This window comes from Pigmentiphaga sp. NML030171, assembly GCF_002188635.1.
In the GTDB taxonomy this organism is placed as follows: domain Bacteria; phylum Pseudomonadota; class Gammaproteobacteria; order Burkholderiales; family Burkholderiaceae_B; genus Pigmentiphaga; species Pigmentiphaga daeguensis.
Genome location: NZ_NINX01000046.1, coordinates 90245 through 113506 on the forward strand (window position 1 = coordinate 90245; position 23262 = coordinate 113506).

General features: G+C 64.8%; 27 protein-coding genes. 9 read left to right on the plus strand and 18 right to left on the minus strand.

The window, feature by feature from the left end; all coding sequences use genetic code 11:
* The first annotated feature begins 25 nt into the window (after positions 1 to 25).
* Both istB and CDO46_RS23675 read left to right on the plus strand, forming a co-directional pair.
* Positions 26 to 805, plus strand: coding sequence for an IS21-like element helper ATPase IstB (gene istB, locus CDO46_RS23670; RefSeq protein WP_012112352.1), 780 nt, complete (start codon positions 26 to 28; stop codon positions 803 to 805).
* Between the two features lie 194 nt (positions 806 to 999).
* Positions 1000 to 1377, plus strand: coding sequence for a hypothetical protein (locus tag CDO46_RS23675; protein WP_012112351.1), 378 nt, complete (start codon positions 1000 to 1002; stop codon positions 1375 to 1377).
* Between the two features lie 269 nt (positions 1378 to 1646).
* Here the strand turns inward: CDO46_RS23675 and mobH are convergent, their stop codons facing one another.
* Positions 1647 to 3512, minus strand: a complete 1866-nt coding sequence (gene mobH / locus CDO46_RS23680) for a MobH family relaxase (protein WP_087841045.1) — start codon at positions 3510 to 3512, stop codon at positions 1647 to 1649.
* Between the two features lie 299 nt (positions 3513 to 3811).
* On the opposite strand from mobH, the gene CDO46_RS23685 reads away from it, so the two are divergent.
* From CDO46_RS23685 to CDO46_RS23695, 3 genes are read left to right on the plus strand one after another with little or no spacing between them, the layout of a single operon-like run.
* Positions 3812 to 4129 carry a type II toxin-antitoxin system PrlF family antitoxin gene (locus tag CDO46_RS23685; RefSeq protein ID WP_023098543.1) on the plus strand — a complete coding sequence of 106 codons (318 nt, stop codon included), beginning with the start codon at positions 3812 to 3814 and terminating at the stop codon, positions 4127 to 4129.
* Complete coding sequence (locus tag CDO46_RS23690) at positions 4129 to 4587, plus strand: type II toxin-antitoxin system YhaV family toxin (protein ID WP_009518525.1); 459 nt, start codon at positions 4129 to 4131, stop codon at positions 4585 to 4587. Before CDO46_RS23685 ends, CDO46_RS23690 begins: the two co-directional genes overlap by 1 nt.
* A 26-nt stretch (positions 4588 to 4613) precedes the next feature.
* Positions 4614 to 4991 carry a DUF3742 family protein gene (locus CDO46_RS23695; RefSeq protein ID WP_009518524.1) on the plus strand — a complete coding sequence of 126 codons (378 nt, stop codon included), beginning with the start codon at positions 4614 to 4616 and terminating at the stop codon, positions 4989 to 4991.
* Positions 4992 to 5006: 15 nt separating this feature from the next.
* Here CDO46_RS23695 and CDO46_RS23700 read toward each other — a convergent pair whose 3' ends face one another.
* The 17 genes from CDO46_RS23700 to CDO46_RS23780 all read right to left on the minus strand — a co-directional run bounded on the left by CDO46_RS23700 (position 5007) and on the right by CDO46_RS23780 (position 20448).
* Entirely contained in the window at positions 5007 to 6524 is a 1518-nt protein-coding gene (locus CDO46_RS23700; protein WP_009518523.1) for a conjugal transfer protein TraG N-terminal domain-containing protein, read from the minus strand.
* Between the two features lie 14 nt (positions 6525 to 6538).
* Positions 6539 to 6898: a hypothetical protein gene (locus CDO46_RS23705; protein ID WP_009518522.1), complete on the minus strand. Its 360-nt coding sequence runs from the start codon at positions 6896 to 6898 to the stop codon at positions 6539 to 6541.
* On the minus strand, positions 6895 to 8289 hold the full coding sequence (locus tag CDO46_RS23710; protein ID WP_042178560.1) for an integrating conjugative element protein: 1395 nt from the start codon (positions 8287 to 8289) through the stop codon (positions 6895 to 6897). The genes CDO46_RS23705 and CDO46_RS23710 overlap by 4 nt, the downstream gene beginning before the upstream one ends.
* 9 nt (positions 8290 to 8298) lie before the next feature.
* Complete coding sequence (locus CDO46_RS23715; protein ID WP_009518520.1) at positions 8299 to 9246, minus strand: TIGR03756 family integrating conjugative element protein; 948 nt, start codon at positions 9244 to 9246, stop codon at positions 8299 to 8301.
* The gene (locus CDO46_RS23720; protein WP_009518519.1) at positions 9243 to 9689 is read right to left on the minus strand and encodes a TIGR03757 family integrating conjugative element protein; all 447 of its coding nucleotides are present in this window, start codon (positions 9687 to 9689) and stop codon (positions 9243 to 9245) included. Before CDO46_RS23720 ends, CDO46_RS23715 begins: the two co-directional genes overlap by 4 nt.
* Positions 9690 to 9852: 163 nt before the next feature.
* The gene (gene radC / locus CDO46_RS23725) at positions 9853 to 10347 is read right to left on the minus strand and encodes a DNA repair protein RadC (protein WP_009518518.1); all 495 of its coding nucleotides are present in this window, start codon (positions 10345 to 10347) and stop codon (positions 9853 to 9855) included.
* Between the two features lie 175 nt (positions 10348 to 10522).
* Entirely contained in the window at positions 10523 to 11287 is a 765-nt protein-coding gene (locus CDO46_RS23730) for a thioredoxin domain-containing protein (protein WP_023098544.1), read from the minus strand.
* A 24-nt stretch (positions 11288 to 11311) separates the two neighbouring features.
* Positions 11312 to 14194: a conjugative transfer ATPase gene (locus CDO46_RS23735; RefSeq protein WP_042178564.1), complete on the minus strand. Its 2883-nt coding sequence runs from the start codon at positions 14192 to 14194 to the stop codon at positions 11312 to 11314.
* Between the two features lie 287 nt (positions 14195 to 14481).
* Positions 14482 to 15501 carry an IS110 family transposase gene (locus tag CDO46_RS23740; protein WP_140416911.1) on the minus strand — a complete coding sequence of 340 codons (1020 nt, stop codon included), beginning with the start codon at positions 15499 to 15501 and terminating at the stop codon, positions 14482 to 14484.
* A gap of 112 nt (positions 15502 to 15613) precedes the next feature.
* Positions 15614 to 16063 (minus strand): TIGR03751 family conjugal transfer lipoprotein, encoded by a 450-nt coding sequence (locus CDO46_RS23745; protein ID WP_087841047.1) that lies wholly within the window; start codon positions 16061 to 16063, stop codon positions 15614 to 15616.
* On the minus strand, positions 16044 to 17462 hold the full coding sequence (locus CDO46_RS23750; protein WP_003109776.1) for a TIGR03752 family integrating conjugative element protein: 1419 nt from the start codon (positions 17460 to 17462) through the stop codon (positions 16044 to 16046). The genes CDO46_RS23745 and CDO46_RS23750 overlap by 20 nt, the downstream gene beginning before the upstream one ends.
* Complete coding sequence (locus tag CDO46_RS23755; protein WP_003105643.1) at positions 17452 to 18363, minus strand: TIGR03749 family integrating conjugative element protein; 912 nt, start codon at positions 18361 to 18363, stop codon at positions 17452 to 17454. Before CDO46_RS23755 ends, CDO46_RS23750 begins: the two co-directional genes overlap by 11 nt.
* Positions 18360 to 19052, minus strand: coding sequence for a PFL_4703 family integrating conjugative element protein (locus tag CDO46_RS23760; RefSeq protein WP_058160815.1), 693 nt, complete (start codon positions 19050 to 19052; stop codon positions 18360 to 18362). Before CDO46_RS23760 ends, CDO46_RS23755 begins: the two co-directional genes overlap by 4 nt.
* The gene (locus tag CDO46_RS23765) at positions 19049 to 19447 is read right to left on the minus strand and encodes a TIGR03750 family conjugal transfer protein (RefSeq protein ID WP_003105639.1); all 399 of its coding nucleotides are present in this window, start codon (positions 19445 to 19447) and stop codon (positions 19049 to 19051) included. The genes CDO46_RS23760 and CDO46_RS23765 overlap by 4 nt, the downstream gene beginning before the upstream one ends.
* A gap of 11 nt (positions 19448 to 19458) precedes the next feature.
* Positions 19459 to 19818, minus strand: coding sequence for a TIGR03745 family integrating conjugative element membrane protein (locus CDO46_RS23770; RefSeq protein ID WP_003090173.1), 360 nt, complete (start codon positions 19816 to 19818; stop codon positions 19459 to 19461).
* A gap of 16 nt (positions 19819 to 19834) precedes the next feature.
* The gene (locus CDO46_RS23775; protein ID WP_003050225.1) at positions 19835 to 20068 is read right to left on the minus strand and encodes a TIGR03758 family integrating conjugative element protein; all 234 of its coding nucleotides are present in this window, start codon (positions 20066 to 20068) and stop codon (positions 19835 to 19837) included.
* Positions 20065 to 20448: an RAQPRD family integrative conjugative element protein gene (locus tag CDO46_RS23780; protein ID WP_003120001.1), complete on the minus strand. Its 384-nt coding sequence runs from the start codon at positions 20446 to 20448 to the stop codon at positions 20065 to 20067. The genes CDO46_RS23775 and CDO46_RS23780 overlap by 4 nt, the downstream gene beginning before the upstream one ends.
* 203 nt (positions 20449 to 20651) lie before the next feature.
* On the opposite strand from CDO46_RS23780, the gene CDO46_RS23785 reads away from it, so the two are divergent.
* Genes CDO46_RS23785 through cap8 form a run of 4 tightly spaced genes read left to right on the plus strand, consistent with a single transcriptional unit; the run spans position 20652 to position 23093 of the window.
* Positions 20652 to 21122, plus strand: coding sequence for a helix-turn-helix domain-containing protein (locus tag CDO46_RS23785; RefSeq protein ID WP_003050245.1), 471 nt, complete (start codon positions 20652 to 20654; stop codon positions 21120 to 21122).
* A complete protein-coding gene (locus CDO46_RS23790; RefSeq protein ID WP_003109777.1) occupies positions 21119 to 21694 on the plus strand; it encodes a PIN domain-containing protein in 576 nt (191 codons plus the stop codon). Before CDO46_RS23785 ends, CDO46_RS23790 begins: the two co-directional genes overlap by 4 nt.
* Positions 21695 to 21711: 17 nt before the next feature.
* Positions 21712 to 22626: an AAA family ATPase gene (locus CDO46_RS23795; RefSeq protein WP_003120002.1), complete on the plus strand. Its 915-nt coding sequence runs from the start codon at positions 21712 to 21714 to the stop codon at positions 22624 to 22626.
* Complete coding sequence (gene cap8, locus CDO46_RS23800) at positions 22623 to 23093, plus strand: type III CBASS phage resistance system CD-NTase-associated protein Cap8 (protein WP_003105626.1); 471 nt, start codon at positions 22623 to 22625, stop codon at positions 23091 to 23093. The genes CDO46_RS23795 and cap8 overlap by 4 nt, the downstream gene beginning before the upstream one ends.
* The last annotated feature ends 169 nt before the right edge of the window (positions 23094 to 23262 follow it).

Consider the following 23262-nt stretch of genomic DNA (forward strand, 5'->3'; position numbering starts at 1 on the left):
ATCCAATCCATTGCACCCACACGCCATGCTCAACAACGCCACCCTGACCCAACTGCGCGCGCTCAAACTGCAGGGCTTCGCCGACGCCTTGCAGCAGCAGCAAGAACAGGCCGACTGCCTGAACCTGTCGTTCGACGAGCGACTGGCCCTGCTGGTCGAGCGCGAGGTCTACGCCCGAGGCGACCGCAAGCGGGCTCGGCTGCTGCAGCGTGCCCAGCTGAAGTACCCCACGGCCACCTTGGAGGACGCCAGCTTCGAGACGGTGCGCGGCATCGACAGGTCCACCTTGATGGGCGTCGCACTGTCGACCTGGATCGAGCGGGGCGAGACGCTGACCTTCGCCGGCGCCACCGGGCTGGGCAAGACGTGGCTGGCCTGCGCGCTGGCCCAGTACGCCTGTCGCCAGGGACACTCGGCGCTGTACCTGAGGGTGCCACGTCTGGCCGAGGAGCTTCGCATCCTCCACGGCGCAGGCACCTTCCGACGTTGGCTCGAGCAGCTTGCCAAGGTCGACGTGTTGATCCTGGACGATTGGGGGACGGGTCCGATGGACAGTGTCACCCGGGGTGACCTGCTGGAGGTCATTGATGACCGGGTAGGCCACCGCGCGACGATCATCACGCACCAGTTGCCCATCGAGCATTGGCACGCCTGGCTGGGCGACGCCACGATCGCCGACGCCATCCTCGACCGATTGATGCAAAGCTGCCGGCGCTTCAATCTCGAGGGCGAGTCGCGTCGCACCGGCAAGGCCGCGCGGGCGGCAGCCAAGTCAACAAGGGCAGTTCAGGAGGCCAGCCAATGATCTGAGCGAACCTGACCGCCCCTAAACTCTGCCCCCTGCGCAGCACCGCCATCGACCTGGGCGGTCACGATCACCGAAACGCGTGGTCACGTTGCCGAAATGACGCCGAATTCACCGCTCGGCGTGCCGGTCACGATGGACCGAAATGGGCGGTCACGTTCGCCGAAATACGCATTTTCTACCTGCGGCCTCCCATGGACGTGGAGATCGACCCGAAGACCGGGATCCTCCATGCCTACGCGAAGATCTTCGACAACTCCTGGTATCCCCACTCCCCAGGGTTTTTGCCCACGGCAGTGGTGGGTGCATCCCCGCTGGGAAAGGGATCAGCGGTGGTTGGGGTGGAGCACGGAGGCCGTTACCACGCTGCCTTGCGCCTGAAGCCTGAAGACGTGGCTGAGCTGAACCGGGTCGGGCGCGACGCTACCGGGGATCGAATCTTTTTCAAGGTCCTGAAGGGTGGCCTTCAGCCCAACGGCCTGCCAGACATCGTTCTCCAAGTCGACCGTTTGGAGATCGGCTACAAAAACCAGGTCATCGGCATTACCCCATCCAAAGACAAGGACGCTTGAATGAAGCCACAGACGAAGTTTGCCGCAGCCCTGGGGGTGCAGCCGGGTTGCCCCGTGCAGGTCACGTAAGGAACTGGCGCAAGCGCCGAGCTGCTGGGCCACTCCCAGCGATAGGGGTTGTTCGTCTTCCCCACCAGGTCGGATGCGCAGGCCTGGCGACAAACCGCCATGGATGTGCCCCCACCGGTCCAGTTGTAGTCGCAGTAGTGCATACCCGCGTAACCCTTCGGGAGCAACTTGACAGGTCGGTTGCGTTTGGGCTGTTCCCATCAAATCAACGACAGATACGGATTGTTTGGAGGCACCTCCGTAAACAACAAATGGGGGTCTTGCAAAAGGTAGCCATGCAGGCGCCGTGATTTTCGCGGACCTGTCACTTCGCTGGCCCAGATGTTCAAGCCGTTGGGATGCTTGCGATGCAACTGCACCCGCTCGAAGCGCTTTTGCACCCATTGCCAATCTTGTTGGCTCTCCTGCTTTGCCAGCATGCCCACTTGTGGGTGTTCTTGTGCGTACCGCTGGAACACGCCAGGGCTGACCAGATACGCGGTGTCGCTCACGGTATGCACGAGCGCCTTCGCATCATTGATGATGAGCTTGCGTAAAGCGATACCCTGGCGCAGCCACTCCATGAAATGCTCACCGGATGGCCGTGCGCTTAAGGGTGGCGGTGCAGCTATGGCCGTGGATACAGGCGACGTTGGCGAGGTCACAGCCATAGTCGGCATAGGAGCCTCGGAGCGTGCGGCAGATGTGTTGGCTGTATCGGCCTGCTCATTGTGAGAAACGTCGGGCGGATCGCCCATGCCTACCATAGCTAACATGTCTTCCATGGCATCGGGCATGGCCGGGGAAGCGGGCGGGGGAGCCTGGGCAGCGATGTCGCCGCTTTCCTCCCAACGCTTCGGCTCCTGACCCTCGGCGGCTGGCTTTGTCGCGATCGCGGCCGGGGGTACGAAAGCATCGGTATCTTTGGCTGCAGGCGCTACGTCGATTACCACGGTGCCAGCGAACGGTGTCGGCCGCTGGCCAGATTCCCAGATCAGCGCAGGAGCGATGCGCAGCAGCGTGAACGAGTGAGACCAGCCGCTGGGGCTGGTCACGGTCGCCCGCCAGACCGCCTTGTCGTCCGGTGTGGGCTGCAACATACCGTGGTCCTGCAGCACATTGAACACCGCCGTGTTGTTCGCCGGGATGCCATCGATGCCCTGGGATAGCAGGTGCGCACGCAGCTTGTCGGAGACCGTCTTGCTCACCAGCCACAGCGCGTCCTCGGTGAGCCAGCCATCGGAGGCCTCGGGCTGGTTCAGTTTCAACTCTTCCTTGAGCAGATAGCGCAGCCCGTCGAGTAGCTTGCGTTGCAGCGCATGCTTGGGTGCGGCCATGGCGCGCGCCGGATCGCCGCCCAGCTCCTGCGCTACCGAGGCACGGTCGGCTTGCACGACAAGCTCGCCCAGCACGCCGGCGTGCTCGTACTGGCCGGCCAGGACGTAGAGCAGCGGTCCCCACAGGTCGGGATAGCCACTGAGCCAGTCCAGGGCATCACTGTCGAGGAGTTGGCGGTAGAGCAAACCTGTCGCAGCGCTGTGGAGCCGATATTCTCGATCGTCGCGGTAGCGGAAGCGGTATGGCTGGTGCAGCGGGCCATGCCAGGGGTGCCACAGCGAGCCGTCGGCCAGTTCGACGTGCAGATCGACGGCGATCTTGCCGATGTCATGCAGCAGCGCGGCATAGGCGACTGCGGCAGTCCAGGCTTCAGACTGCGCCGCCTGGTCTTCGGGGCTGGCCCCGATGGGCAGCAGATGCGACTGCCGCAGCTTCAGGCTGTAGGCGACGATTTCCAGGCCGTGGTCGAGCATGCCGCCGGGGTAAGCGTGATGATGCGCCTCGGAAGCCGGGAAAGCCTGGACCAGCTCGGCGTAGCGTTCCAGTGGCGCCCGGTACAAGGTGGCGAACTGCTTACGTGAGAGCGACGTGCGCTGCCAGATGTGCTCCAGCAGTTTCTGCCGGCGCGGGGTGGCCAGCAGCGATGCGGCCGACTCGGGCCGCATCAACCCTTTCGGGAGGTCGGATGCGGGAGGTGGCGTCGGAGCGGTAGCGACCGCGGGCCGTTTTCGCTGGAACAGAGAGAGCATGCGGATGTCCTGTCGCGGGCCGAGCGGGGTGCCTTTTTGCCTTTTCGAGGTAGGGCCATTCCCCTTGCAACCCATTCCCTCGCCATTTCGACCCTTTACAGCCTTTGGGTATAGGGCGACGGGTGCTGACCGTCCACCGCCAATGCGGGTTGCGGAAGGGCCGTATTGATACAGGAAGGCTGGCTGTTCACGCCCTACGATGGGCCGATTCTTGGACTCGGGAGAACGCTGTGAGGCCTCAGATTGACAAAGTAAGGAAATTTCCTTACCATGCAGGTATCGCAATCAGGAGAGTCGCCATGCCTGCCATCCACGAAGTCGCCACGCTGACCTCTAAAGGCCAGATCACGCTGCCCAAGCCCATCCGGCAGGCGCTCGGCGTCGATGCCGGCGGCAAGCTCGCGTTCGATCTGCGGGGCAGCGAAGTCGTCGTCACCCGTGTTGATGCCGAGCACGAGGACCCCGCCATTGGCGCGTTTCTGAGCCTGCTGGCCCGCGACATCGAAGCTGGCCGGAACGTCCGGGGCCTGCCCGAGGATCTGGCGCGCGCCATGCTGGAGCATGCTGGCCACGGTGTGAACCTGGACGAGGAGATCGACGGGAAAGTGGAACTCTGATGCAACGGCATGGCTGGACGCTGCTCTTCCACGACTGCGTGATCGAGCAGTTGCAGAAACTGCATGCGGCCGCGAGGCGCGCGCAGGAGAATGACCCGGCGGGCTTCGAGTCCAATGCCAACGTCAAGCTCTTCCGGGCCCTGAGCCAGTTGATGTTGGATGTGGTGCCAGGCGATCCGGCACGCGACGAGTACCGCCAGGGCAACACCTTGGGACCTGCCCACCGCCACTGGCGAAGGGCCAAGATCGGACGGCGGTTCCGGCTGTTCTTCCGGTACGACTCGAAGGCGAAGGTCATTGTGTACGCCTGGGTCAACGATGAACAGACCCTGCGGTCTTCGGGTAGCAAATCGGACCCGTATGTCGTGTTCGAGAAGATGCTCGGACGCGGGAACCCACCAGACGACTGGCACGCGCTGATACAGGCAAGCAAGCAGGATTGGAGCAAACTGGAATAGGCATCCCTCAGTAGCAGGAGACGACCATGAACACCACGACACGCATCAGCACCGCAGAACGCCTCGGCCGCACCTTGGGTCGCGGATGGCGTGCCTACGTGCGCGGCGAACGCCGGGCATCGAGTTGGTTGGTGTCCAAGGGGATGCCGGCGGCCGGTGCCACCGCGTTCGTGTGGGTGGTCAAGCTGGTTGCGCTCGGGGTGCTGCTGTACACCACCTTCTGGCTGGCGGTGTTGCTACTGCTGGGCGTTGCGGCGGCATGGTTGGCTGGCAATTCGGCTAGGGATGATGACCGCTGGGCGCAACAGGATGAACTGCGCAATGGCGAGGCGGGCTTTGGCCTGTATTCTTCCAATGGCCAGCGGCTCGACCCTCACGACCCGAACGATCCGTTCGATGACTGAGGTTTGGACTGTCCGTCACAGAACCTTGCCGGCTACCTTGTTTACACCTGACCCGGCGCTATCACGCGCTTCCTTGGAGCCGACAGCAAGGTTCTGAGCAATCACCCCAGCCTTAACTCCGACCCACCCCAAGGCAGCGACCCAAAACGTCGGCAGGACCAGAAACATCGTGCCCGTGACGAACATTAGGAGCATGTCACCGAAGGCGTTGTTCAGTCCTACCAACGGGTCGAAATTGGTGTGCGGCCGGTTCCAGCCGAACCCCCAGCCATAGAGCGCGTCGAGGATGGTGCTGTCAATCCAGCGTGCAAGCTGAAACCAGAAGTCCGTGAAGAACAGCGCGAACTGCACGACGCTGACCGTGACCACCGTCTTCAGGTCATAGGTGCCCACGACCAGCACGAGCGGGATGCAGATAACCAGTGCCATCTTGAGCAATGCAAGCACCATGGGCAGGGCCTGCCTCGCGACGTCCATGGCTGGAAACGCGGCAATCGCGCCGACTGCCATCCCAACATCGCCCGTGGCCCGCGTCACAATGTTCGGCAGGGTCTTGTCGATCTGGCCGCCGTAGTCGGTATAGACGCTGCCCTGGTTCAATTTCTGCTGCCGCGGTGACGCGATCGTGCGGATTACCGAGTCGTCCACCTCGGCTCGGCTCAGGAACCCGGCCCAGCCCGCCAGGCGATTGAGCAGGCTCGGGTCCACCTGTCCCAGCAAGCGTGCCCGCAGGCCATTACCGCCATCGGCCCACCATTGCCTGCAGGTCGGGTAGCCACCGCCACTGGATACCTGAGCCAGCCCGGCGTCGCGGTTGCTGTCATAGGGCCAGTCATCGCGCGGCGTGCTGGAACGGTACGTGTCGTAGTAGCCGTTCGTGTCGGTGAAGAACCGCGATCCGATCCAGGTCACGTCGTGCATCTGCTGCTCATCGAGCTGAGGGCGCTGCATGAACAATTTGGCCCGTGCAGGCCCATAGCAATCCCGCGAGAAATCCGCTACTTCCTGAGCCAGCACCGGGTCATCGATGCGCGTGGCGTCGATCTCCATGCGCATCTGCCGCAGGTCCGTGCCACACGGGATCGCCGCCACCGAGGCGCTCGTGACGGCGCGCGAGAGTGCATGCATGAACGCCCACCAGACGGGCACCTTCGCCGACTGGTTGTTGATGGTGCTGAAGGACTGCGACCAGCCGGTATCCGTGGGCTGCGGCACGCTGACCTGGCACTGGGCCGAGCGCGAGCTGTCGTACTGGATGGTGTTCAGGTCCACGTCGATGAACGGAATGCCGGCGAACATCACCACCACGATGGCGACGAAGACCCGGTTCTCGATGCGGGCGGCGCTCAGCACGCCTTTATTGCCCTCGTCGGCACCTTCCGCACGGGCCTTCAACCACTCCTGCACGATGATGGCGACGAAAGGCAGCGCGAATACCCCGCTGGATACCAGCACCGCCCAGATGCCGTTGTTGACGATCCAGGACACCAGCGTCAGGTAGTACTCCAGGTAGTCGGTCGTGAAAAGCGTCATCGCGCCATCTCCCCTCAACCGGCCTGCATCAGCAGGCTGGCTTCCAGCGCCACGATGGCGACGACGCCCGCGACCTCGGTGCGCACCAGGCGGCGCCGCGCCTGGGCGTCGTCCTCACGTACCAGCAGCCGGCGCCGCATCCAGACCCAGCCATAGGCCGTCGCCCCGTACAGGCACAACCGCCACACGAAGAAGTAGCCCGATGCGGCCGCGAGCCACCGCTCCCAGCCGGCCACGCTCCCGACCAGGTAGATGCCGGCGACGTTGGCCCCCACCGCAGCGGCGACGATCACCACCGCCCACAGCAGTGCTTTCGCCGCGCGCCGGCTGAACAGCCAGCGCAAGGGGCGCCAGGTCATGCGCATTGCGCTCATGGCCGGACTCCCGGATTGCCCTTCTGCAACTGGTCGAGGCGGTCGGGCACCGGATCGCCCTCGTAGATGCCGCGCGAGCCGGCCGCGCGCGTACCATGGCGCTGGATGATCGCCATCGGCGAGTTGTTCGCCAGCTCGCGGCGCAGCTCCAGCTCCGTTTTCAGGTTGCGGATCTCCCGGTCGAGCGTGTCGCTCTCGTGGTTCACAGCCTCGACCGCCAACTCGTTGGCCGCCACGTTGGGCTCCTTCTTTCCCGTGAGCAGCGTGCGCTGGAGCAACAAGGCCTTCTCCAGCACCGACGACAGCGCCACCTCGGACGCAAGGCGCCGCGCCAGCAGGTCCTGGTCCGGCTCGTCGCGCAGCGCCTCGATGACGCCGCGCGTGATCGGCAGCGACGTGCTGCCGGCCTCGCGCAAGTTCTCGAAGGTGGTGTTGCGCACGCCGGAAACCAGTTCCTGCAAGACTTCCAGTTTGGCTTCGTACTCCTCCTGGATCAGCGGCGTCAGCCCGACGCCGGGCACCGTCTCGGTCTTGGTGCAGGAATCGCACGTGCGCTGCACCTGTTCCCCGAGGACCCGGGTGGCCCATTCGGTCGCCTGCTGCGGCGACGTCCAGGTCTGGCAGGACAGGCTCGCGCAACTGGCGGGCGCGATGGAGGATGTGTCCGTCACGCCGCGCCCGTTGACCAGGTTGTAGCCCGCGCGGGTGACGTCGCCGACCACCCGAATGGCGGACTGGCCTGCGCCACCGGCATTGCTGCCGCCCACCCAGGGAACGCCGTCGTTGCCGCGGCGCGTCTCAGCCTGCTCGACGGCCGAAACGGCATCGTTGCTGCCAACCGCGTCACGCAGGGCCATGCCTTCGGCCATCTGGCTCCAGCCAAGCTGGCCGCCCGCCGTCTCGGCCATCTTCTCGGCCATCGCGCGGCACGTCAGCTTGGAGCGGTCGAAGTCCAGCCGCGCCTGCAGCACGCCGTTGGTCAGCAGGTTGTACAGGCCGGGATCGGCGCGCTGAATGATCAGCGCCGGCAGGGACGCCACCGCGCTGGTGGCACTCTGGATCACGTTGCTCATGATCTGCTGGAAGCCGTTCGTGATGCCGTTGAGCTGGTTGCGCAGCGTGGTCTGGATGCTCATGTCGCCGCAGATCAGGTTGCTGTTCCACCCCAAGCCGACCCCGATGGAGCGCATGCCAGCCGCGCGGCCCATGGACACCGCGCTGCCGCCTCCGATCGAGTACATGACGTCATCGCCAATGACGGGGCCGCTGTTCTGGTATCCGACCTGCGCCCACGCCAGGCCGCAGACCAGAGCGAGCGTGCCGGCCAGCGCCGTCGGGCGCAGCAAGTAGCACGTCTTGGCGGAAAGGTTCATCGGTTCAGGACGCTTCATCGTGGCACCTCAGAGGAAATCGACGCTGCCCAGGAACACCTGCCCGCGGCGTTCGCAGCAGGCATACGGCCGCCACAGCGCCCAGGCGTAGTCGCCTTGCTGGGCCTGGGTCAGCGTGCCGCTGTGGGGGAAGACCACGCAGGTGTTCGACAGACGAGGGGTCAGCTCCTGCCACTTCCCGGTGGAGGTATCGCCTTCGACCAGCGCCCCGGCCGGCCAGTAGCCGTCACGGGCGTTGGCGAGCAGTGGCTGGTACACGTGCAACTGCCCGCGGCGCGTGACGACATCGCCCGCGCGCTGGGCCACCACCGCCCCGGATTTGTGGTCGTCGGTCTGGTGCAGGAAGCCACCGCGTGGATAGACATTGCCCCAGAGGTTCATCGTGGTGCGCGCACCGACCTCACGCATGCCCGGAATCAACGCCTCCGGGTAGGCCATCTCGGGCACGTTGTAGCGCCAGGCCAGCGTGTCCAGGGTGCTGAGCAGATACGGCATGAAGGCCGTGCCCGCGCCTTGGCAGAAGTAGCCGGAGGACGAGGCGAACTGGTTGAACACCTCGCCGCCGGGATGGCCGATAACATCGCTGTTCTTGAATTTGGCGAGGTTGTTTTCATGATCCTCGTTCGTGGTGCCGTCCCCGCCGGCCTGGGCCGAAGGATTGGGCGTGCTCATGGCGCGCACTTCAACCCAGGGGTTCTCGCCGGTGTTCGAGTACGACGACACCACTGCATCGGGGATGTAGTGCCTGACCTTGACGGAGGTACGCACCGTGCAGCCGGTCCAGGTGCAATAGAGCCAGTAGCAGATACCCACCACCCGGTATTCCAGGCAATCGGGCGAAGCCACTGAACCCACGATGGTTGCCGTGTTCAGGGCGTAGCTGCCCGTGGCGCTAAGCAGCAGCACGGACGCGACAGCAGCTCGCATGCGGCGCAGAAGGTCGAATGGGTGGATCACGGTTCGGTCCTCCGGTGCTGTTCGATCCGCGCGATGGCGCGGGCCACGTCCGGCTCGCCATAGACCACATAGCGCTGGTCCACCACGACGGCCGGGACGGCGGTGATGCCCAGGCTCCATGCGTCCGTCACGCCCTGGTAGGCCGTCGCGATGCGCCGCTGAAGGTCAGTGCCTCCCTGGGTCAGCCGACGCTTGACCAGGGCTGTCGCCTGGTCGGGGTCGGTGGGCAGATTCGCCGAAAGCTCGGCCTCGATGCGCGGCGCTTCATCCAGCTCGATCAGCCGTTCGCCGCCCATGGTCTTGACCGGGTGGTGGCCGTCGGTGACGACCACCACGTCGGCGGCGAAGGTGACCGGGCTGAACACCGCCAGGGACGCCGGCAGCGCCACGGCCAGGCCAAGGGTTCGCCAGCCTGGTGCGAACCGGGTAAAAGCTGCTGGCATGTCATGCGCCCCGGAAGTTGATCAGGGCCATAGTCAAACGCCGAACCCCATGCGGTCCCAACAAACAATGCGCATCGCGGCCACCCCGCATACCTGCTTGTGTCGCCGCGAAGAAAAAGCGGAGGCCGAAGCCTCCGCGCTGATCAACGAAGCAGTGCAACACTTACAGCAGGCCGGACTCCGCAAAGGAGAACGGGGCACCCTGGCCGACGATGATGTGGTCCAGTACCCGCACATCGATGAGCGCCAGCGCGGCCTGCAGTTGCTGGGTCAGCACGCGATCCGCGATCGACGGCTCGGACATGCCCGAGGGGTGCTGATGTGCGAAGACCACCGCAGCGGCATTCAATTCCAGCACACGCTGTACGACGACACGCGGATAGACCGAAGTCGAGTTGATCGTGCCCCTGAACAACGGCTCGTAGGCCAGCACCTGATGCATGCTGTCAAGGAATACAGCGACGAATATTTCGTTGGGCTCGGCCACCAGCTTCACGTGCAGGTAGTCGCGCACGGCCGTGGGGTCGAGGAGTTTCGGACCCGCTTTGAAAACCCGCTTCTCCAGCAGTGCAATGGCTTGCTGGATGATCCAGTCCTCGTGCTGGGCAGCGATGGCGGAAAGCGACTCCAGGCAGGAGTCATTGACGACGAAAGACATGGCGAACCTCCAAATGGTGAGATCGGAGGGCGCGCGCCCGGGGAGGGCAAGCCCTCCTGGGGAACGAACAAGGTGCATCCATCACCGCGGGAGCGGTGATCGTTCGCGGCCAGGATGCGAGGCGAACGGGTTGCGGTCAGCGCAGCGGACTGCGCCGTAGCCTTGAAGACCGGGGCTACCTGGGCATGTCGCCGACGACGTCGGCAGGCATTTCCGATGTAGGTGTGGCGGCGGGATCGCGGGCCGCGAGCATGTCCATGGCCGACAGCAAGGCATCGCCCTCGATCGGACCCTGCAGCAGGATAGCCTTGCCGGTTTCGCGATCGTGTAGCCGCAGCGACGGCGTGGCGGTCACGCCGCTGTTCGTGGCTTCCGCAGTTTGGGCGCGAATCGCCGCGTCGGGCCGCTCGCTCGCGATGCACTGCTCGATGGGTGGCGTAAGGTCGGGGTAGCGCAGGTCCTCGGGCAAGCCCTGACCGTCGCTGCGCGTGTGGGCATATACCCACTCGACGGCCTGCCAGAAGGCGGCATGACCGCTGGCTTGGCCCGCGCATTCCGCCAGGCGCGCTTCCGCGGACGCGGCCGGCTCATGCGCTGCCAACGGGAGGTGATGCCATTGCAAGGCCACGTCCGCATTGCCGGCCACCCAACGCTTGAGCACTGGGAAATAGGACCGGCAGAACGGGCATTCGAGGTCCGCGTAGAGCGTCAGCGTGAAGCGTCCTTCCGGATTGCCCATCTGCCACGGAGGCCCAGCCACCTGCGTCTCGCTGACTGGCGCTGAAGTCTGAGGCGTGGACTGCCCGGGCCAACGGGACACGAGCCAGATCAGCAGCAGTGCAACCAGCGCTGCGGCCACTGTCCAAGGCCAGCTGGGCCGCCAGTGCCGACGGCGGAACGCCTGCACCTGCATCGGAATGGAAGGACGTTTCTGTTCCATGGCGTTCTCCGGTGTACGGCAGATTCAGGGCAGGTCCAGGGTCGGCGACTCGATGCCACGTGCCCGGTCGATCTTCTCAGCCACCTTGAAGGCGGCATCCAGCTCGCTGACGCCGTGCTGCTGCATGAGTTGGTAGCGTTCTGCCTTCTCCTCGGGCTCGGTTTGCGCGAGCGCGAGGTAGAGACTTGGCGGCACGGCGCGGAACAGCACTTCCATGCTCTTGGAGAGGATGACGCCCTCGGTGAACTTGCCCGCTTCCTTGCGTGCGGAGAGCATCAGCGCCTTCTGCGCCGGCGAGAGTTCGCGGAAGCGCGCGATCTTCTCCACCTCGTCCGGCGGCATCGACAGGCACACCCACCACTCGATCATGTTGAGCATCGGCTCCGCTGCACGTGGCAGGTCGTCGATGTTCTGCGTCGCCAGCCAGAACCAGGCGCCCAACTTGCGCCACATTTTTGTAATTTTCACGACATAGGGCGCGAGCAGCGGGTTCTTGGTGATGATGTGACCTTCGTCGGTCACGTTGACGATCGGCCGTCCCAGGTACTGGTCGCGCTCGGCGATGTTGTTCACCGTGCTGATCAGGCTGATGTAGGCGATGGAGAGCTGCGCGTTGTAGCCCTCGCGGGCATAGGTCGCCAGATCGACCAGCGTGATGTCGGCCTCGGGCCACGGCGTGCCGTCGCGGTCGAACATCTCGCCGTCCGTGCCTTGGCAGAACATGTCCATCGCGTCCGCCATCTCCAGCAGCCGCGCACGGCGCATCTCGGGCAACGTCGGGTCCTGGCCACGGATGCGCAGTGCATTGCGCACATCGCGCGTGAGCACGGTGCGCTTCTCCGCCACGCAATGTTCGGCGGCGTCGAGGATGCACTGGCGGATCAGCGAGCGGTCGGCCCGCGTCATCCGCGCTTCTTCCTTGTCTTCGCCGCCCGTGATCATCAGCCGTGCCGTGATCTCCAGTTCGCCGAGCACGTCGCGCTGCTCATCCGCCTCCATGGCCGAGGCATCCGGTGGCTGGTCTTCGTCCAGGGCATCGGCATCGAGCGTCTGCACGTCGCTGGGCGTTTCGATCAGCCGGCGTGCGTCGGCGAACGGCGCCAGGCTGATGCCCGATCCGGGGGCCAGCTTGACCCGGTTCACGGTCAGGCCCAGGCGCCGCGCGAAGTCGCTGAACAGGCCGAAGCTGTTGCCGGCTTCCACGATGAAAAGCCGCGGCCGGTAGATGGCCGTCACCTGGTTCAGCAGGTTGTTGAGCGTGGCGGACTTGCCCGAGCCCGTAGGGCCAAACAGAAACAGATGGGCATTCATCTGCCGATCCAACCTGTTCAAGGGGTCGAACGTAATCGGGCCGCCTCCGCGATTGAACATCGTGATGCCGGGGTGCCCCGTGCCCTGGGCGCGGCCCCACACCGGCGACAGGTTCGCCGCGTGCTGGGCGAACATCAGCTGCGTGTACCAGCGGCGCCGATCCTTGCCGGGGTTGTAGCAGCACGGCAGCCAGCGCAGGTAGCTGTTGAGCGGCGCCACCTCGTCGTCCTCGCGCACCGGTTGCAAGCCGGCGTTGAGCATGACGTTCGCCAGGTCCAGGCCGCGCCGATCCAGTTCCGCCTCGTCGCGCCCGCGCAGGTAGAACGCCAGCGTGCCCCGGTAGAGCTTGTGCGCGCTGCCGATCAGGGAGCGGGCCTCGTGCACGTCCTTGAGGGTCTGCTCCGACGCCAGCGTCTCGCCCACGGCCTTCTTCGCCAGGTGGTTCAGATCCGATTCCAGGACATCCTGCGGCGTGGCGACCATCGTGAGACACATCAAGGTGTCCTCGGGCATCTGGTCGAACAGCGTGTTGATCGCGTCCCCCTTGCGGGTCTCGCCGGTCAGGTGCCCCGTGCCGGGCGGCATGCGCAGCCGGTCGGTGATCAGCACGCGGTGCGGCATGCCGTCGAAGTACCAGGCCCCTTGCGCCACGTCCGAGCGCGGCTGCCCGAAGAACAACCGCTGGCTGAAATCCCGCCCGCTCGCCAACTCGATCTCGCCGGCCTCGGTCTCGTCCGGGTAGCGCGCCAGCGAGTAGAAGCGCTCCCGGTCCTCCGCCCCAGGACCGAGCAGCGTGGGGCGCGGGTTGAACCATCGCAGCAGCCAGTCGTGAACGTCCGCTGCAACCATGCGCCGGGCCTGGATGCCGGCATTCGCCAGCCCGCCGCACAGGCGATCGCAAACGATGCCCAGCATCTGCTCGGGTGTCTGGCCGCGGCGGTTTGCCTGTCCCTGACCGCTCGCGCGGCGGTACACCACCATGCGCACGCGCCGCGTCTGGCCGCGCCAGCGCAGCCGCGTGACCACCGTGTCCTCGAACAGGCCGCCGGGCTTGGCCACAGCGCGCATGTGGTGGCCGAAGAAGCGCAGGTAGAACTCGGTGAACGCCGAGCCGCGCGCACGTGGCTGCACGTAGTCGCGCAGCGTCTGCATGTACTGGTCGAAGCTCGGTTCGTCCTGGGCATAGAGCTGGAGCACCCAGGGGTTCTCGTCCAGTTCATCGAAACTGTCTTGGAGTGCGTTTTCCAGGGCATCGCGGGCGTGGGCGAGCCAGCCAGGCTCCCGGCCTTCGGTGCCCAGCGGCACCAGCTCGAAGAACGCCGCCACCGATTGGCCGTCCTCCAGGAGCATCGATTTCGACTCGGGCATGAACTCCACCCAGGGCAGCAGTTCCACGAAGGACGGCGCAACGTCGTACAGCGCCTGCTCGTCGGCCAGGGTCGCTGGCTTGCGGCCGTGGACTGCCGAACCGGGTTCGGGGATGCCGGCCTGGCGCAAGGCCTCGACGTGGCGCTGCCAGCTGTCCGGCTGCTCATCGCTGGCCGGGTTGCTAGAGCCGACGCCGGCCAGCTTCGGCCAGGGGAGTTTCCACCGCATCAGTAGTTATATGGACGCCTCCCGTTTGCCAAGAACGTCTTCTGTGATGTCACAACAGGACACGGCTGCAGTTTTATATCCGGCCTGTGTCGCAGGTCAGATACCTGCTGGCCCTGATGGAATTCGCCGACCCACGTCTCATTTCCTCCATGGACTCGAAGTCCAACTACTGATTCAGACTTGGTGGGTCGCGGTCCGACCTGTTTGCCATCACTTCTTACGTACCTTGCGCAACCTTTCAGCTGTCCACCCTCTGTTGAAATTGATCGGGAGTATGCGGGAGCCGGTCAAACCGGCCGAACTGCATACCCAACTTGATACGTGCGTTGGTAAGCCAAGAGCGCCCACAACGTTCGTGCCATCTTGTTAGCCAATGCCACCACAGCAATGTTCATTGGACGACGCTTGGACAAATTCACCGCCCATTCGGGCGGCGCTTTACTGCTCGTGAGAACAGCACGGGCGCCATGAATCAATAGCGTGCGTAGATAGGTATCTCCGCGCTTACTGATTCCGAGCAGCTTCACTCGCCCGCCTGTTCCTATTTGACGAGGTACCAACCCTAACCAGGCCGCGAATTCGCGGCCCGATCTGAATGCTTTGGGGTCGCCCATCGTCGCAACGGTTGCCGTTGCAGTCAGCAAGCCGACCCCTGGGATCGCGGCGATTCGTTTGCAGGCTTCATCTTCTTTGTGCCACTCACGCAATCGACGTTCGATATCCAACACTTGCCTATCAAGTTCCTTGATTCGTGCATATTGTTCGCGGAGTGTATCGATCAACACTCCAGGCAGTAGCTCTGCCACGCGCTCGAATGCCCCAGGCAACATTTTGGCCAGTGCATCACGCCCAAGCGGCATTACCTCTCCGTATTCCGTCAGCAATCCTCGTAATGCGTTGATCTGGGCGGTGCGAAACTTGACCAACTGTTGACGCATCCGATGCAAGGCCAACACAGCCTGCTGGGCCTCCGTCTTGATTGCCACCTCTCGTATCCCTGGTTGCTGTACTGCTACCCATATTGCCTTGGCGTCTGCCATGTCACTCTTGTTCCCGCCCGCGAACGGTTTGACCATTTGTGCAGGTAGCAACTTGACCGTATGCCCCATAGCGGTGAGTTGGCGGGCCCAATGCTGCGCACCTCCACATGCTTCCATGCCGATCAGGCATGGCTCACGATTGACGAAGTACTGCAGGAAGCGAGCACGTTTGACCTGAACGCTCACAACCTCGCCCGTCACGCTGCTTACTTCGTGGATCTGAAACACGCTTTTTGCGATATCGACGCCAACAACGGTATTCGCCATGATCACGACTCCAGTTTGGTCCAAGACAACTTTGGTTTAGCACGGACCAGGCAGCAGTTGCGGTTCCGTGGGCGCACTACCGCTGTCTCAACTTCGGGGTGGGAGGCGTCCATTACATTTCCTCCACGCGCTCGCCCGGCATCGCGTACTGGATGCGCTGGTAGAGCGGGAAGACGGTCGTGTAGCCGGGCACCGGCACGGGATCGGTGCCGGCCAGGTGCGGGTACACGTACATCACGAGATCGGGATTGGGCAGGCGCTGGAACTGGCGGTGAACCTCATTGCGCGCGGTGCGCGTGTAGCGCATCTGCTCGACAGGTGCGGCCTGCACGTCGGCGTCGGTCAGGGGCCGACGCAGGCTCTGGCGCGCATCGAGCAACTGGCGGCCGGCGTTCCGTCCGGCTGCGCCACCGCCGTCGCCGGCCTCCTGCTGCCAGATGTCCATCATCGTGCGGTCACCGTGGGTCAACAGCTTTTCCTTGCTGGTGGCGCAGCCGGCGAGCACCGCGACGGCGAGGGCCAGTGCTAGGCCACGGGCCAGGTTAGTCAAGTTCAAGGGCATGGCTTTCTCCTGCGCGGTGATCGACCTTGCGGCCTTCGGGATCGAAGTCGATGGCGAGCGGCTTTTCGAGGTGGACGGCAACCTTGGCGCCGGGTTGGACATAGACGGCGGCGAAGGCTTGGCCGTAGAGCTTGTTGACCCAGGCCGACATGTCCCGGACACCGCCCGCGAGAATCTGGCCGACCGCTTCTTGGCCGGTGATGCCCACGGTGCCGATGGAGCCGTCCGAGCCGACATAGGACATGCGGCCGCTGCCACTCTCGATGAGCGAGGCCACACCGGCACCGGCCGCGGTGATTAGGGCCTGCGAGCCGAGGTATTGCTGGGCGTTGCTGCGCCGCTCGCCGCTGACGCAAGGAATGCCGTGGGGATCGCTGATCCAGCCCAAGCCGTCGCGCTGTTGGTTGTTCTGCTGGTTGCCCTCGCGGTCTTCGGGGATCGTGCGAATCGTGCCGTCGTTGAAGACGAACGTGATGCTGCGCACCTGACCTCGCACGCACGAGAGCGTCCAGTCGCCCGAGGCGGTGCCGCTGAACACGGCGCCGGCCACGTCGGGAATGTCGATGCCATTGGCGGTCAGGTTGTCCGGCCCGACCAGAACTTTGAACGGATAGGGATCGTTGACCGTGCCGTCGATCGGCACGCGGCCGATCAGGGCCGTCATCGCCACCGATCCCATTAGCGTCGAGTTGGTCGGCACGGTATAGACCGGCTTGGCATTCTTGACCCCGGCGGCGCGGGCGCCCGCGTTGGCCACGGTTTCAGCGGTGGTTTCGAGCGTGCTCTGCGCCGGGCCGAAGCTCGTGGGGAAGCTCATGCCGCCGCTCGCGCCACGCCCCCCGTTGCGCCCCTCGGCGGGCTTTGCGTCGTCCGGCTCGACCCACCGCACGCCGCCCTCCATGCCGGCCTCGTCGCCGCCCTGCAGCCCCAGGCCCACGGGCAGGTCCGCATGGCCGCCGCCGCGCCCGCCGATGCTGTCCAGGCGCCGCTGCAGGTCGGCGAGCAGCCCTTCGGTCTGCTGGCGCGCGCTGGCCGCCTGCTCTTGGTCGCGGCGCAGGTTGGACCGCTCGGATTCGAGCGCCGAGTTGATGCGCTGGTCGATGGAGTTCTCGCGCTGGCGCAGCCGCTGGTTCTCTTCACGCTGCGACTTGTTGTCCGAGAGCGCGGTCTGAAGCTCGGTGCGCAACTGCTTCACTTGGGCAACGAGCGTCGCCACGGTGTCGCGCGGGGTGTCGCCTTCGATGCCCAGCGCCTTCATTTCCTCGGGCGTGAGCTGGGCGCCGTTGTCCGCCGCGGGTGGCGCCGTGCCGCCTCCACCCGAGAACAGCCGGATACCGGCGAACAGCACCAGGATGGCGACAGGGATCATCAGCCACTTGAGCAGGCCGTTACTGCGCATGGCGGGCCTCCTTGGCGTTCTCGTCGCCGTCCGGCTGCGGCAGATGCACGGCAGGGTCGAAGCGGTGAATCGCCGGCAGCAGCGACTGCGCGAGGCCGCGGCCGCGCGTGACCAGGTACAGCACGGTCGTGTCCTCGGTCGTGCCGCGCGGGCCCAGCGCCTCGTGCTGGAAGGTGGCGGTGAGGAAATCGCCTTGCAGCACGCGCGGGTCGAGCGCGACCCAGTCGGCGCCGGTGTTGGTGAGGCGCACGGCAGTCACCCATTGGTCTTCCAGGCGCCACGACGCGAGCACGGCCGCGCGCACCGGCAGCGTTGGCATCAGTGTGTCCAGGTCGAGGTCGCGGGGAAGGTTGACCCGCATGACGCCCGGAAGCGGCTCGACGGTGCGCAGCGGTGCGTAGAGGTTCTGCGCGGCGAAGCGCGTCAGCACGACAGGGACCGGAGTTTCGCGCCGCGCGGTCCGCGCACCTGCCTGGCCCTGGGCGCGTGCCGGGGCCTCGGCACTGTCGGCCTGCTCGCCATAGCGTCCCGGTGCGCTGTCACCCTCGACGATGCGCACCGGCTCCAGCTCGGCTTCCCCGTCCTTGGGCGGTTCGGCTGCGATGTCCAGCAGGATCAGCGCGCCCGTGTCGGCGTCCTGCAGTTGCAACCGCGTGGGCTCGATCGGCTCGCTGGCACGCAGGTACACCGCGCCGCCCGCACTCTGCACGCGCAGGCGTTTGCCCACGCCTGCGGGCACGCCCACGCGCACGTTCCGGTCGATGAATACGATGCGTTCCTGACCGACCTTCAGCGGCACTGCCAGTGGCATGCGTTCCCAACGCAGGATCTCCACCGCCTGGGCGACGGGTGCCGCGGCCACGGCCAGTAGCCCCAGCAGCGCGAGTACAGGATGCTTCATGGGGTGTTTCCTCCTTGAGGCGCTTGCGGATTCAGGCCACTCGGCGCCGGGCGCGCCGGCTCCGGTGCACTGATGCGCTGGGGCGCGCCTTCGTAGCAGTCCAGCGCCAGGCCGAACGGGTTGCGGGCGGGATCGACGTCCACCCGCGTGACCTTGATCGGATAGCGCACCAGGGCGCGTTTGACCTGCTCGGCGCCGTAGTACTCGTCCGCCGTGATGTCCAGCGTCACCACCCAGTCGCGATCGGATACGGTGCGCACGCGCGCCGTGGGGTCGTCGCCATAGCCGCGGCCGGGAATCTCGTAGATGCCGCGCACGCGCTGACGCAGCTCGCCCGTGGAGCGGCGGTAGTCATAGTCCGCCCGCAGGAAGGCCTGGCAGGACGGGGTGAGGTACGGCGAGAGCGTATGGAGGTTGCGCGAGTAGTCTTCTTCGCCATTGGTCGGCCAGCGGTTCAGCGTCTGGAACACGTAGAACGTGAACGCATAGACCGATTCGGGCGGCACTTCCCACCACTTGCGGGTACTGCCAGAGCGCAGGTCGGGCGGGACGTGGATGGTCAGGTCGCGCGGCGCGCTCCACCAGCCGCCGCCCATGACCAGGGCGACAATGACCAGCGCGCCCGCGCCCAGGCGCAAGGTCTTGATGTGCGCCTGCAGGTGGGCGATCTCGTTCTTGAAGCGGCTCATCGCATGCTCCTGCGGGTGGACCAGAAGCCCGAGCGCGAGATCAGCACGTGGCCGCCCACCCAGCCGGCCATCAGCGGATGGCGCGTTGCGATGCGCCACTGCAACTGTCGATACAGCCAGGTGTCGGGGCGCCCACGCTTGAGGCGGCGCAGGATGCCGCCGCCGATGAACACGCCCAAGGCCACGCCCAGGACAACGAACGTCGGTGCGATGGCGATCGTGCGGAACACCCACGAAAGCGGCGCGCCGACCAGCAGGCCGGCCGCGCCGGACAGGCCGCAGCAGATCCACAGCTCGTCGGCGGTGAGGCCGCGCACGACCACGGGATGGCGGTTGAGCCGGTGCGGAAGGAACGTGACCGTCCCGTCCGCACGGACGTGCTGCTGCTCGGACATACCGGCCTCGCTTACAGGATGCCGGTGGCTTCGGTGAGCAGCCAGATGCCGATCACGAGCAGCACGGCGCCGATGGCGACCGTGAGGCCGAATTGGCCCCACGTCTTGCGGCCGGTGTGGATCTCCGCGTAGGTGCCGTAGGCGTGGTAGCAGACGCCGATGAACATCGACGCCACCACCAGCAGGGCCACGAGCATGATGATGTCGTAGCCGTAGTTGCGGATGGTCTCCATGATGCCGTTGCCGGTGCCGCGCGTCGGGTTCTCCAACTGCGGCAGACCTTGCGCGAACGACAGTGCGGGCAGCGCGGCGGCGCCCAGGGCCACGGCGGCGCGCTGGGCAAAACGGGAAGTGAGGTTGCGGTTGTGCATGGTCGGGCCTTTCATGTCAGGACAGGAGGAAGAAACTCAGGACGAGGTACATCGCGACGAAGCGGATGCAGACGCCGAGGAACTGGCGCTGGTTGAGGCGGCTCTCGGACCACCCCACATAGGCCGTTCGGATGGCCCAGACGCCCCACACGAGCAGGACCGCGAACACGACGCCGACCAGGACGGTCGCCATCGCGGAAGGCGCGATACCGCTGTTGGCTTGAAATGCCGAGACCTGGGCGCCGTTCATTGCTCGCCCTCCGCAGTCGTCTTCGGCGATGGCGAAGCGGCCCGCTCGGTGCGGTAGTCGCCGGCCAGTTCGGAGGGGTCGCGCGGCTGAGCGCGTGATGGCGTCAGGTGGAACTGGATGCCGGCGCGCACGCGCGCCAGGTCAGCCAGCAGCCGTGGGTAATCGAAGTGGTAGCGCTCGCCCGGCTGGATGGGGGCATGCGCGGCGCTGTCCGCGACGGTGCGTTCCAGCGCGTCGAGCTGGCGCAGCGCGGCGACCAACTCCTGGCGCTGCGCCGGGGACTCGGCCAATGCCATCGGGGACTGGCCCAGCACGAGGGCCGTCACGAAAAAAGTGGGCACGCCGCGATGCGCGGCGCGCAGCCAGATCGAAGCCACCATCGCGCCATTCCTGTGTGATCAGCAATGGGTTGATCGTGGAGATCAGGGCTGTTTCAGGCCGCAAACAATAGGAACTGGCGGACGACCGGATTGGGCATGCTGCGAGCGAACCTACAAAAGCCCGGGTCGCGTTTCGATTATTGCGTTTTTCGAGTATTTCGAATATGATCGGCTCTGCAACCGTTTTCGCTTAGGAGCTACCCATGACCACCGCCACTGCCCAATCCAAGATGACCCTTCCCGCCGCGGGAGAGGTGAAGGCAGCCGTCCAGGGTCAACGTGCCTTGGCGGCTTACCTCGCAACCCAGTTCGAGACGCAGCACATCCAGATCTTTGATGACCACAAACAGGCTCATCAGGTGGAACTGCCTACCTCGGCTTTACGCCTGCTGGTCGACATCCTGGCCGAGTTGGCCGATGGCAATGCAGTAAAGGTGGTGCCCGTCCATGCAGAGCTGACGACCCAAGAGGCGGCGGACTTGCTCAACGTGTCCCGTCCCCATTTCGTCAAGCTGCTCGAAGATGGGGTGTTGGCATTTCATCGCACCGGCAAGCACCGCAGGGTGAGGTTCGCCGATCTGATGCAGTACAAGGAAGCGCGCGAGCGCGCCAGTGAGCAGGCGATGGCCGAACTCGCTCAGCAGTCGCAAGAGTTGGGAATGGGATACGAATGAGGCATTCCCCATTCACCGCCGTCTACGACGCGTGCGTTCTATATCCCGCGCCACTGCGGGATTTCCTGATGTGGCTCGGCCTGTCTGGCCGCTTCCGGGCGCGGTGGAGCCAAGCCATTCATGAGGAGTGGAAACGCAACCTGTTGATCAACCGCCCCGATCTCACCCGGGTTCAGGTCGACAGGACGTCGGATCTCATGGACCGGGCAATTCCGGACGGCTTGGTGGAGGGCTACGAAGCGCTCGTGGCAGGCCTGACATTGCCCGATCCGGACGACCGGCACGTCCTGGCTGCGGCGATTCGCTGCGGTGCGAGCGTGATTGTGACGTTCAACGAACGGGATTTCCCGAACGATCTGCTGGCTCCGTACGGCATCGAATCGCAGCACCCCGATGAGTTTGTGGACAACCTACTGGATCTGGACGCGGCCGCCGTGGTGTCGGCTGCGCAGCGCCAGCGTGCCCAACTCAAGCATCCGCCGATCGAGGTGGACCGCTATCTCGAAATCCTGCTGCGCCAAGGCCTTGTGCAAACGACCAAGGTGCTGGCGACCTATCGCACCATTCTCTGACCCGCCGAGAGCCACGGATGACCAAGAATCCTTCATCAGACGCCACTTTGCCGAAAGGCATCCATCGAAGCTGGAAGCTGCCGGACACGTCGCTGGGCGCCCTGTGGGATTCCATCGTCATGGACGAAGCTCTCAAGAAGCAGTTGCTGTCACAGGCGATCGTCAACTTCACGGTGCGCCCCAAGGTGGAGCGCACGGTACTCCCCCTGCACGGCGTGATCTTGTTGGTCGGCCCGCCGGGGACTGGGAAGACCTCCTTGGCACGGGGCTTGGCGCATCGTGTGGCCGAATCTTTTTCTTCTGCGAAGTTTCGATTGCTGGAAGTAGAGCCTCACACGCTGACGAGCTCTGCAATGGGAAAGACTCAACGCGCCGTGGCAGACCTGTTCTCGCAATCGATCGCAGAATCCGCAGCGGCGGGCCCGACGATCGTCCTTCTGGACGAGGTCGAAACGCTTGCGGCTGATCGAGCCAAGCTCAGCCTGGAAGCCAACCCGGTTGATGTGCACCGGGCCACCGACGCGGTGTTGGTGCAGTTGGACATGTTGGCCGAACGCAACCCGCATCTGCTGTTCGTGGCCACCAGCAACTTCCCACAGGCCGTCGACAGTGCCTTCCTATCTCGTTGCGACATGGTGATGGAGGTGCCACTGCCCGGCAAGGATGCCTGCAAGCAGATCCTGGTGGACTGCCTGAATGGCCTGGCAAAGACATTTCCGGGGATTGGCAAGCTTTCCTCGGCTCACCAGTTCGACGCGTGCGCTGGCGAGTGCGTCGGATTGGATGGTCGGGCCATTCGCAAGGTCGTAGCCAACGCCCTCGCGGCCGACCCGCAAGTGGCTATCGATCCGAACAAGCTTTCCGTAGAGCACCTGCGCAGTGCGATACGACAGGCAAAGCAAATGCGCCTTCAAGGAGGGAAGCAAAAATGACCACCGTTGTCAGCCGGACGTTTCGCAGCTCGCCGCACCGCGATGCGTTGCAGACGTGGGATGCCATTGTCGAACTGCTCACTCAGGGCAAGGACGGCACGGCTCGCTCTGAACTCAGGGCCGTGGCGGGCGTGGCCGCCAGCTTGATCGCCGACCAGGCACCCAAGAGCGCGCCCATCGTTGCGACATGCGATGGACCACGGACCAGGATCTACTGCCTCTTCGACGAAGACGCGATCGATGGTGATGATGCCAACGAAGAAGTCTTGGGGTTCGAGCCGTTGAAGGGAGACTGGGGAGTCTCGCTGCCGTGTCCGAAGGAGCAGCTCGGCTGGGTGCAAACCGCGCTCAAAAAGCACAGTTCTCGCATCATTGCACGGGACTTGAGCCAAGGAATTGCCACGCAGGCGCAGGCCGATGCTGGACAAGCGCTGTCGCTCGACCTCGGAGGTTTCCTCAAGTCATGAGCACCGTCGCCACCTACTCGTACACGCACTCGGTTACCTATGTGAATCACACCGGGAATCGCGGAGGCTGTTTTGTTAAAGTAAAACAGATTCCGCAGCGGATGCCGCGAGTTGTCGATAGTAACGCTCTTCGGCTTCTGCCGGCGGGATATCACCGATCGATCCGAGC

Bases quoted from the DNA above. Each gene is read 5' to 3' on its own strand.
- mobH (WP_087841045.1), bottom strand. From the start codon at position 3,512: ATGCTCTCTCTGTTCCAGCGAAAACGGCCCGCGGTCGCTACCGCTCCG.
- CDO46_RS23775 (WP_003050225.1), bottom strand. From the start codon at position 20,068: ATGAACGGCGCCCAGGTCTCGGCATTTCAAGCCAACAGCGGTATCGCG.
- CDO46_RS23770 (WP_003090173.1), bottom strand. From the start codon at position 19,818: ATGCACAACCGCAACCTCACTTCCCGTTTTGCCCAGCGCGCCGCCGTG.
- CDO46_RS23760 (WP_058160815.1), bottom strand. From the start codon at position 19,052: ATGAGCCGCTTCAAGAACGAGATCGCCCACCTGCAGGCGCACATCAAG.
- radC (WP_009518518.1), bottom strand. From the start codon at position 10,347: ATGTCTTTCGTCGTCAATGACTCCTGCCTGGAGTCGCTTTCCGCCATC.
- CDO46_RS23795 (WP_003120002.1), top strand. From the start codon at position 21,712: ATGACCAAGAATCCTTCATCAGACGCCACTTTGCCGAAAGGCATCCAT.
- CDO46_RS23780 (WP_003120001.1), bottom strand. From the start codon at position 20,448: ATGGTGGCTTCGATCTGGCTGCGCGCCGCGCATCGCGGCGTGCCCACT.
- CDO46_RS23695 (WP_009518524.1), top strand. From the start codon at position 4,614: ATGAACACCACGACACGCATCAGCACCGCAGAACGCCTCGGCCGCACC.
- CDO46_RS23790 (WP_003109777.1), top strand. From the start codon at position 21,119: ATGAGGCATTCCCCATTCACCGCCGTCTACGACGCGTGCGTTCTATAT.
- CDO46_RS23755 (WP_003105643.1), bottom strand. From the start codon at position 18,363: ATGAAGCATCCTGTACTCGCGCTGCTGGGGCTACTGGCCGTGGCCGCG.
- cap8 (WP_003105626.1), top strand. From the start codon at position 22,623: ATGACCACCGTTGTCAGCCGGACGTTTCGCAGCTCGCCGCACCGCGAT.
- CDO46_RS23705 (WP_009518522.1), bottom strand. From the start codon at position 6,898: ATGAGCGCAATGCGCATGACCTGGCGCCCCTTGCGCTGGCTGTTCAGC.
- CDO46_RS23700 (WP_009518523.1), bottom strand. From the start codon at position 6,524: ATGACGCTTTTCACGACCGACTACCTGGAGTACTACCTGACGCTGGTG.
- CDO46_RS23750 (WP_003109776.1), bottom strand. From the start codon at position 17,462: ATGCGCAGTAACGGCCTGCTCAAGTGGCTGATGATCCCTGTCGCCATC.
- CDO46_RS23720 (WP_009518519.1), bottom strand. From the start codon at position 9,689: ATGCCAGCAGCTTTTACCCGGTTCGCACCAGGCTGGCGAACCCTTGGC.
- CDO46_RS23745 (WP_087841047.1), bottom strand. From the start codon at position 16,063: ATGCCCTTGAACTTGACTAACCTGGCCCGTGGCCTAGCACTGGCCCTC.
- istB (WP_012112352.1), top strand. From the start codon at position 26: ATGCTCAACAACGCCACCCTGACCCAACTGCGCGCGCTCAAACTGCAG.
- CDO46_RS23785 (WP_003050245.1), top strand. From the start codon at position 20,652: ATGACCACCGCCACTGCCCAATCCAAGATGACCCTTCCCGCCGCGGGA.
- CDO46_RS23685 (WP_023098543.1), top strand. From the start codon at position 3,812: ATGCCTGCCATCCACGAAGTCGCCACGCTGACCTCTAAAGGCCAGATC.
- CDO46_RS23710 (WP_042178560.1), bottom strand. From the start codon at position 8,289: ATGAAGCGTCCTGAACCGATGAACCTTTCCGCCAAGACGTGCTACTTG.
- CDO46_RS23690 (WP_009518525.1), top strand. From the start codon at position 4,129: ATGCAACGGCATGGCTGGACGCTGCTCTTCCACGACTGCGTGATCGAG.
- CDO46_RS23675 (WP_012112351.1), top strand. From the start codon at position 1,000: ATGGACGTGGAGATCGACCCGAAGACCGGGATCCTCCATGCCTACGCG.
- CDO46_RS23740 (WP_140416911.1), bottom strand. From the start codon at position 15,501: ATGGCGAATACCGTTGTTGGCGTCGATATCGCAAAAAGCGTGTTTCAG.
- CDO46_RS23765 (WP_003105639.1), bottom strand. From the start codon at position 19,447: ATGTCCGAGCAGCAGCACGTCCGTGCGGACGGGACGGTCACGTTCCTT.
- CDO46_RS23730 (WP_023098544.1), bottom strand. From the start codon at position 11,287: ATGGAACAGAAACGTCCTTCCATTCCGATGCAGGTGCAGGCGTTCCGC.
- CDO46_RS23735 (WP_042178564.1), bottom strand. From the start codon at position 14,194: ATGCGGTGGAAACTCCCCTGGCCGAAGCTGGCCGGCGTCGGCTCTAGC.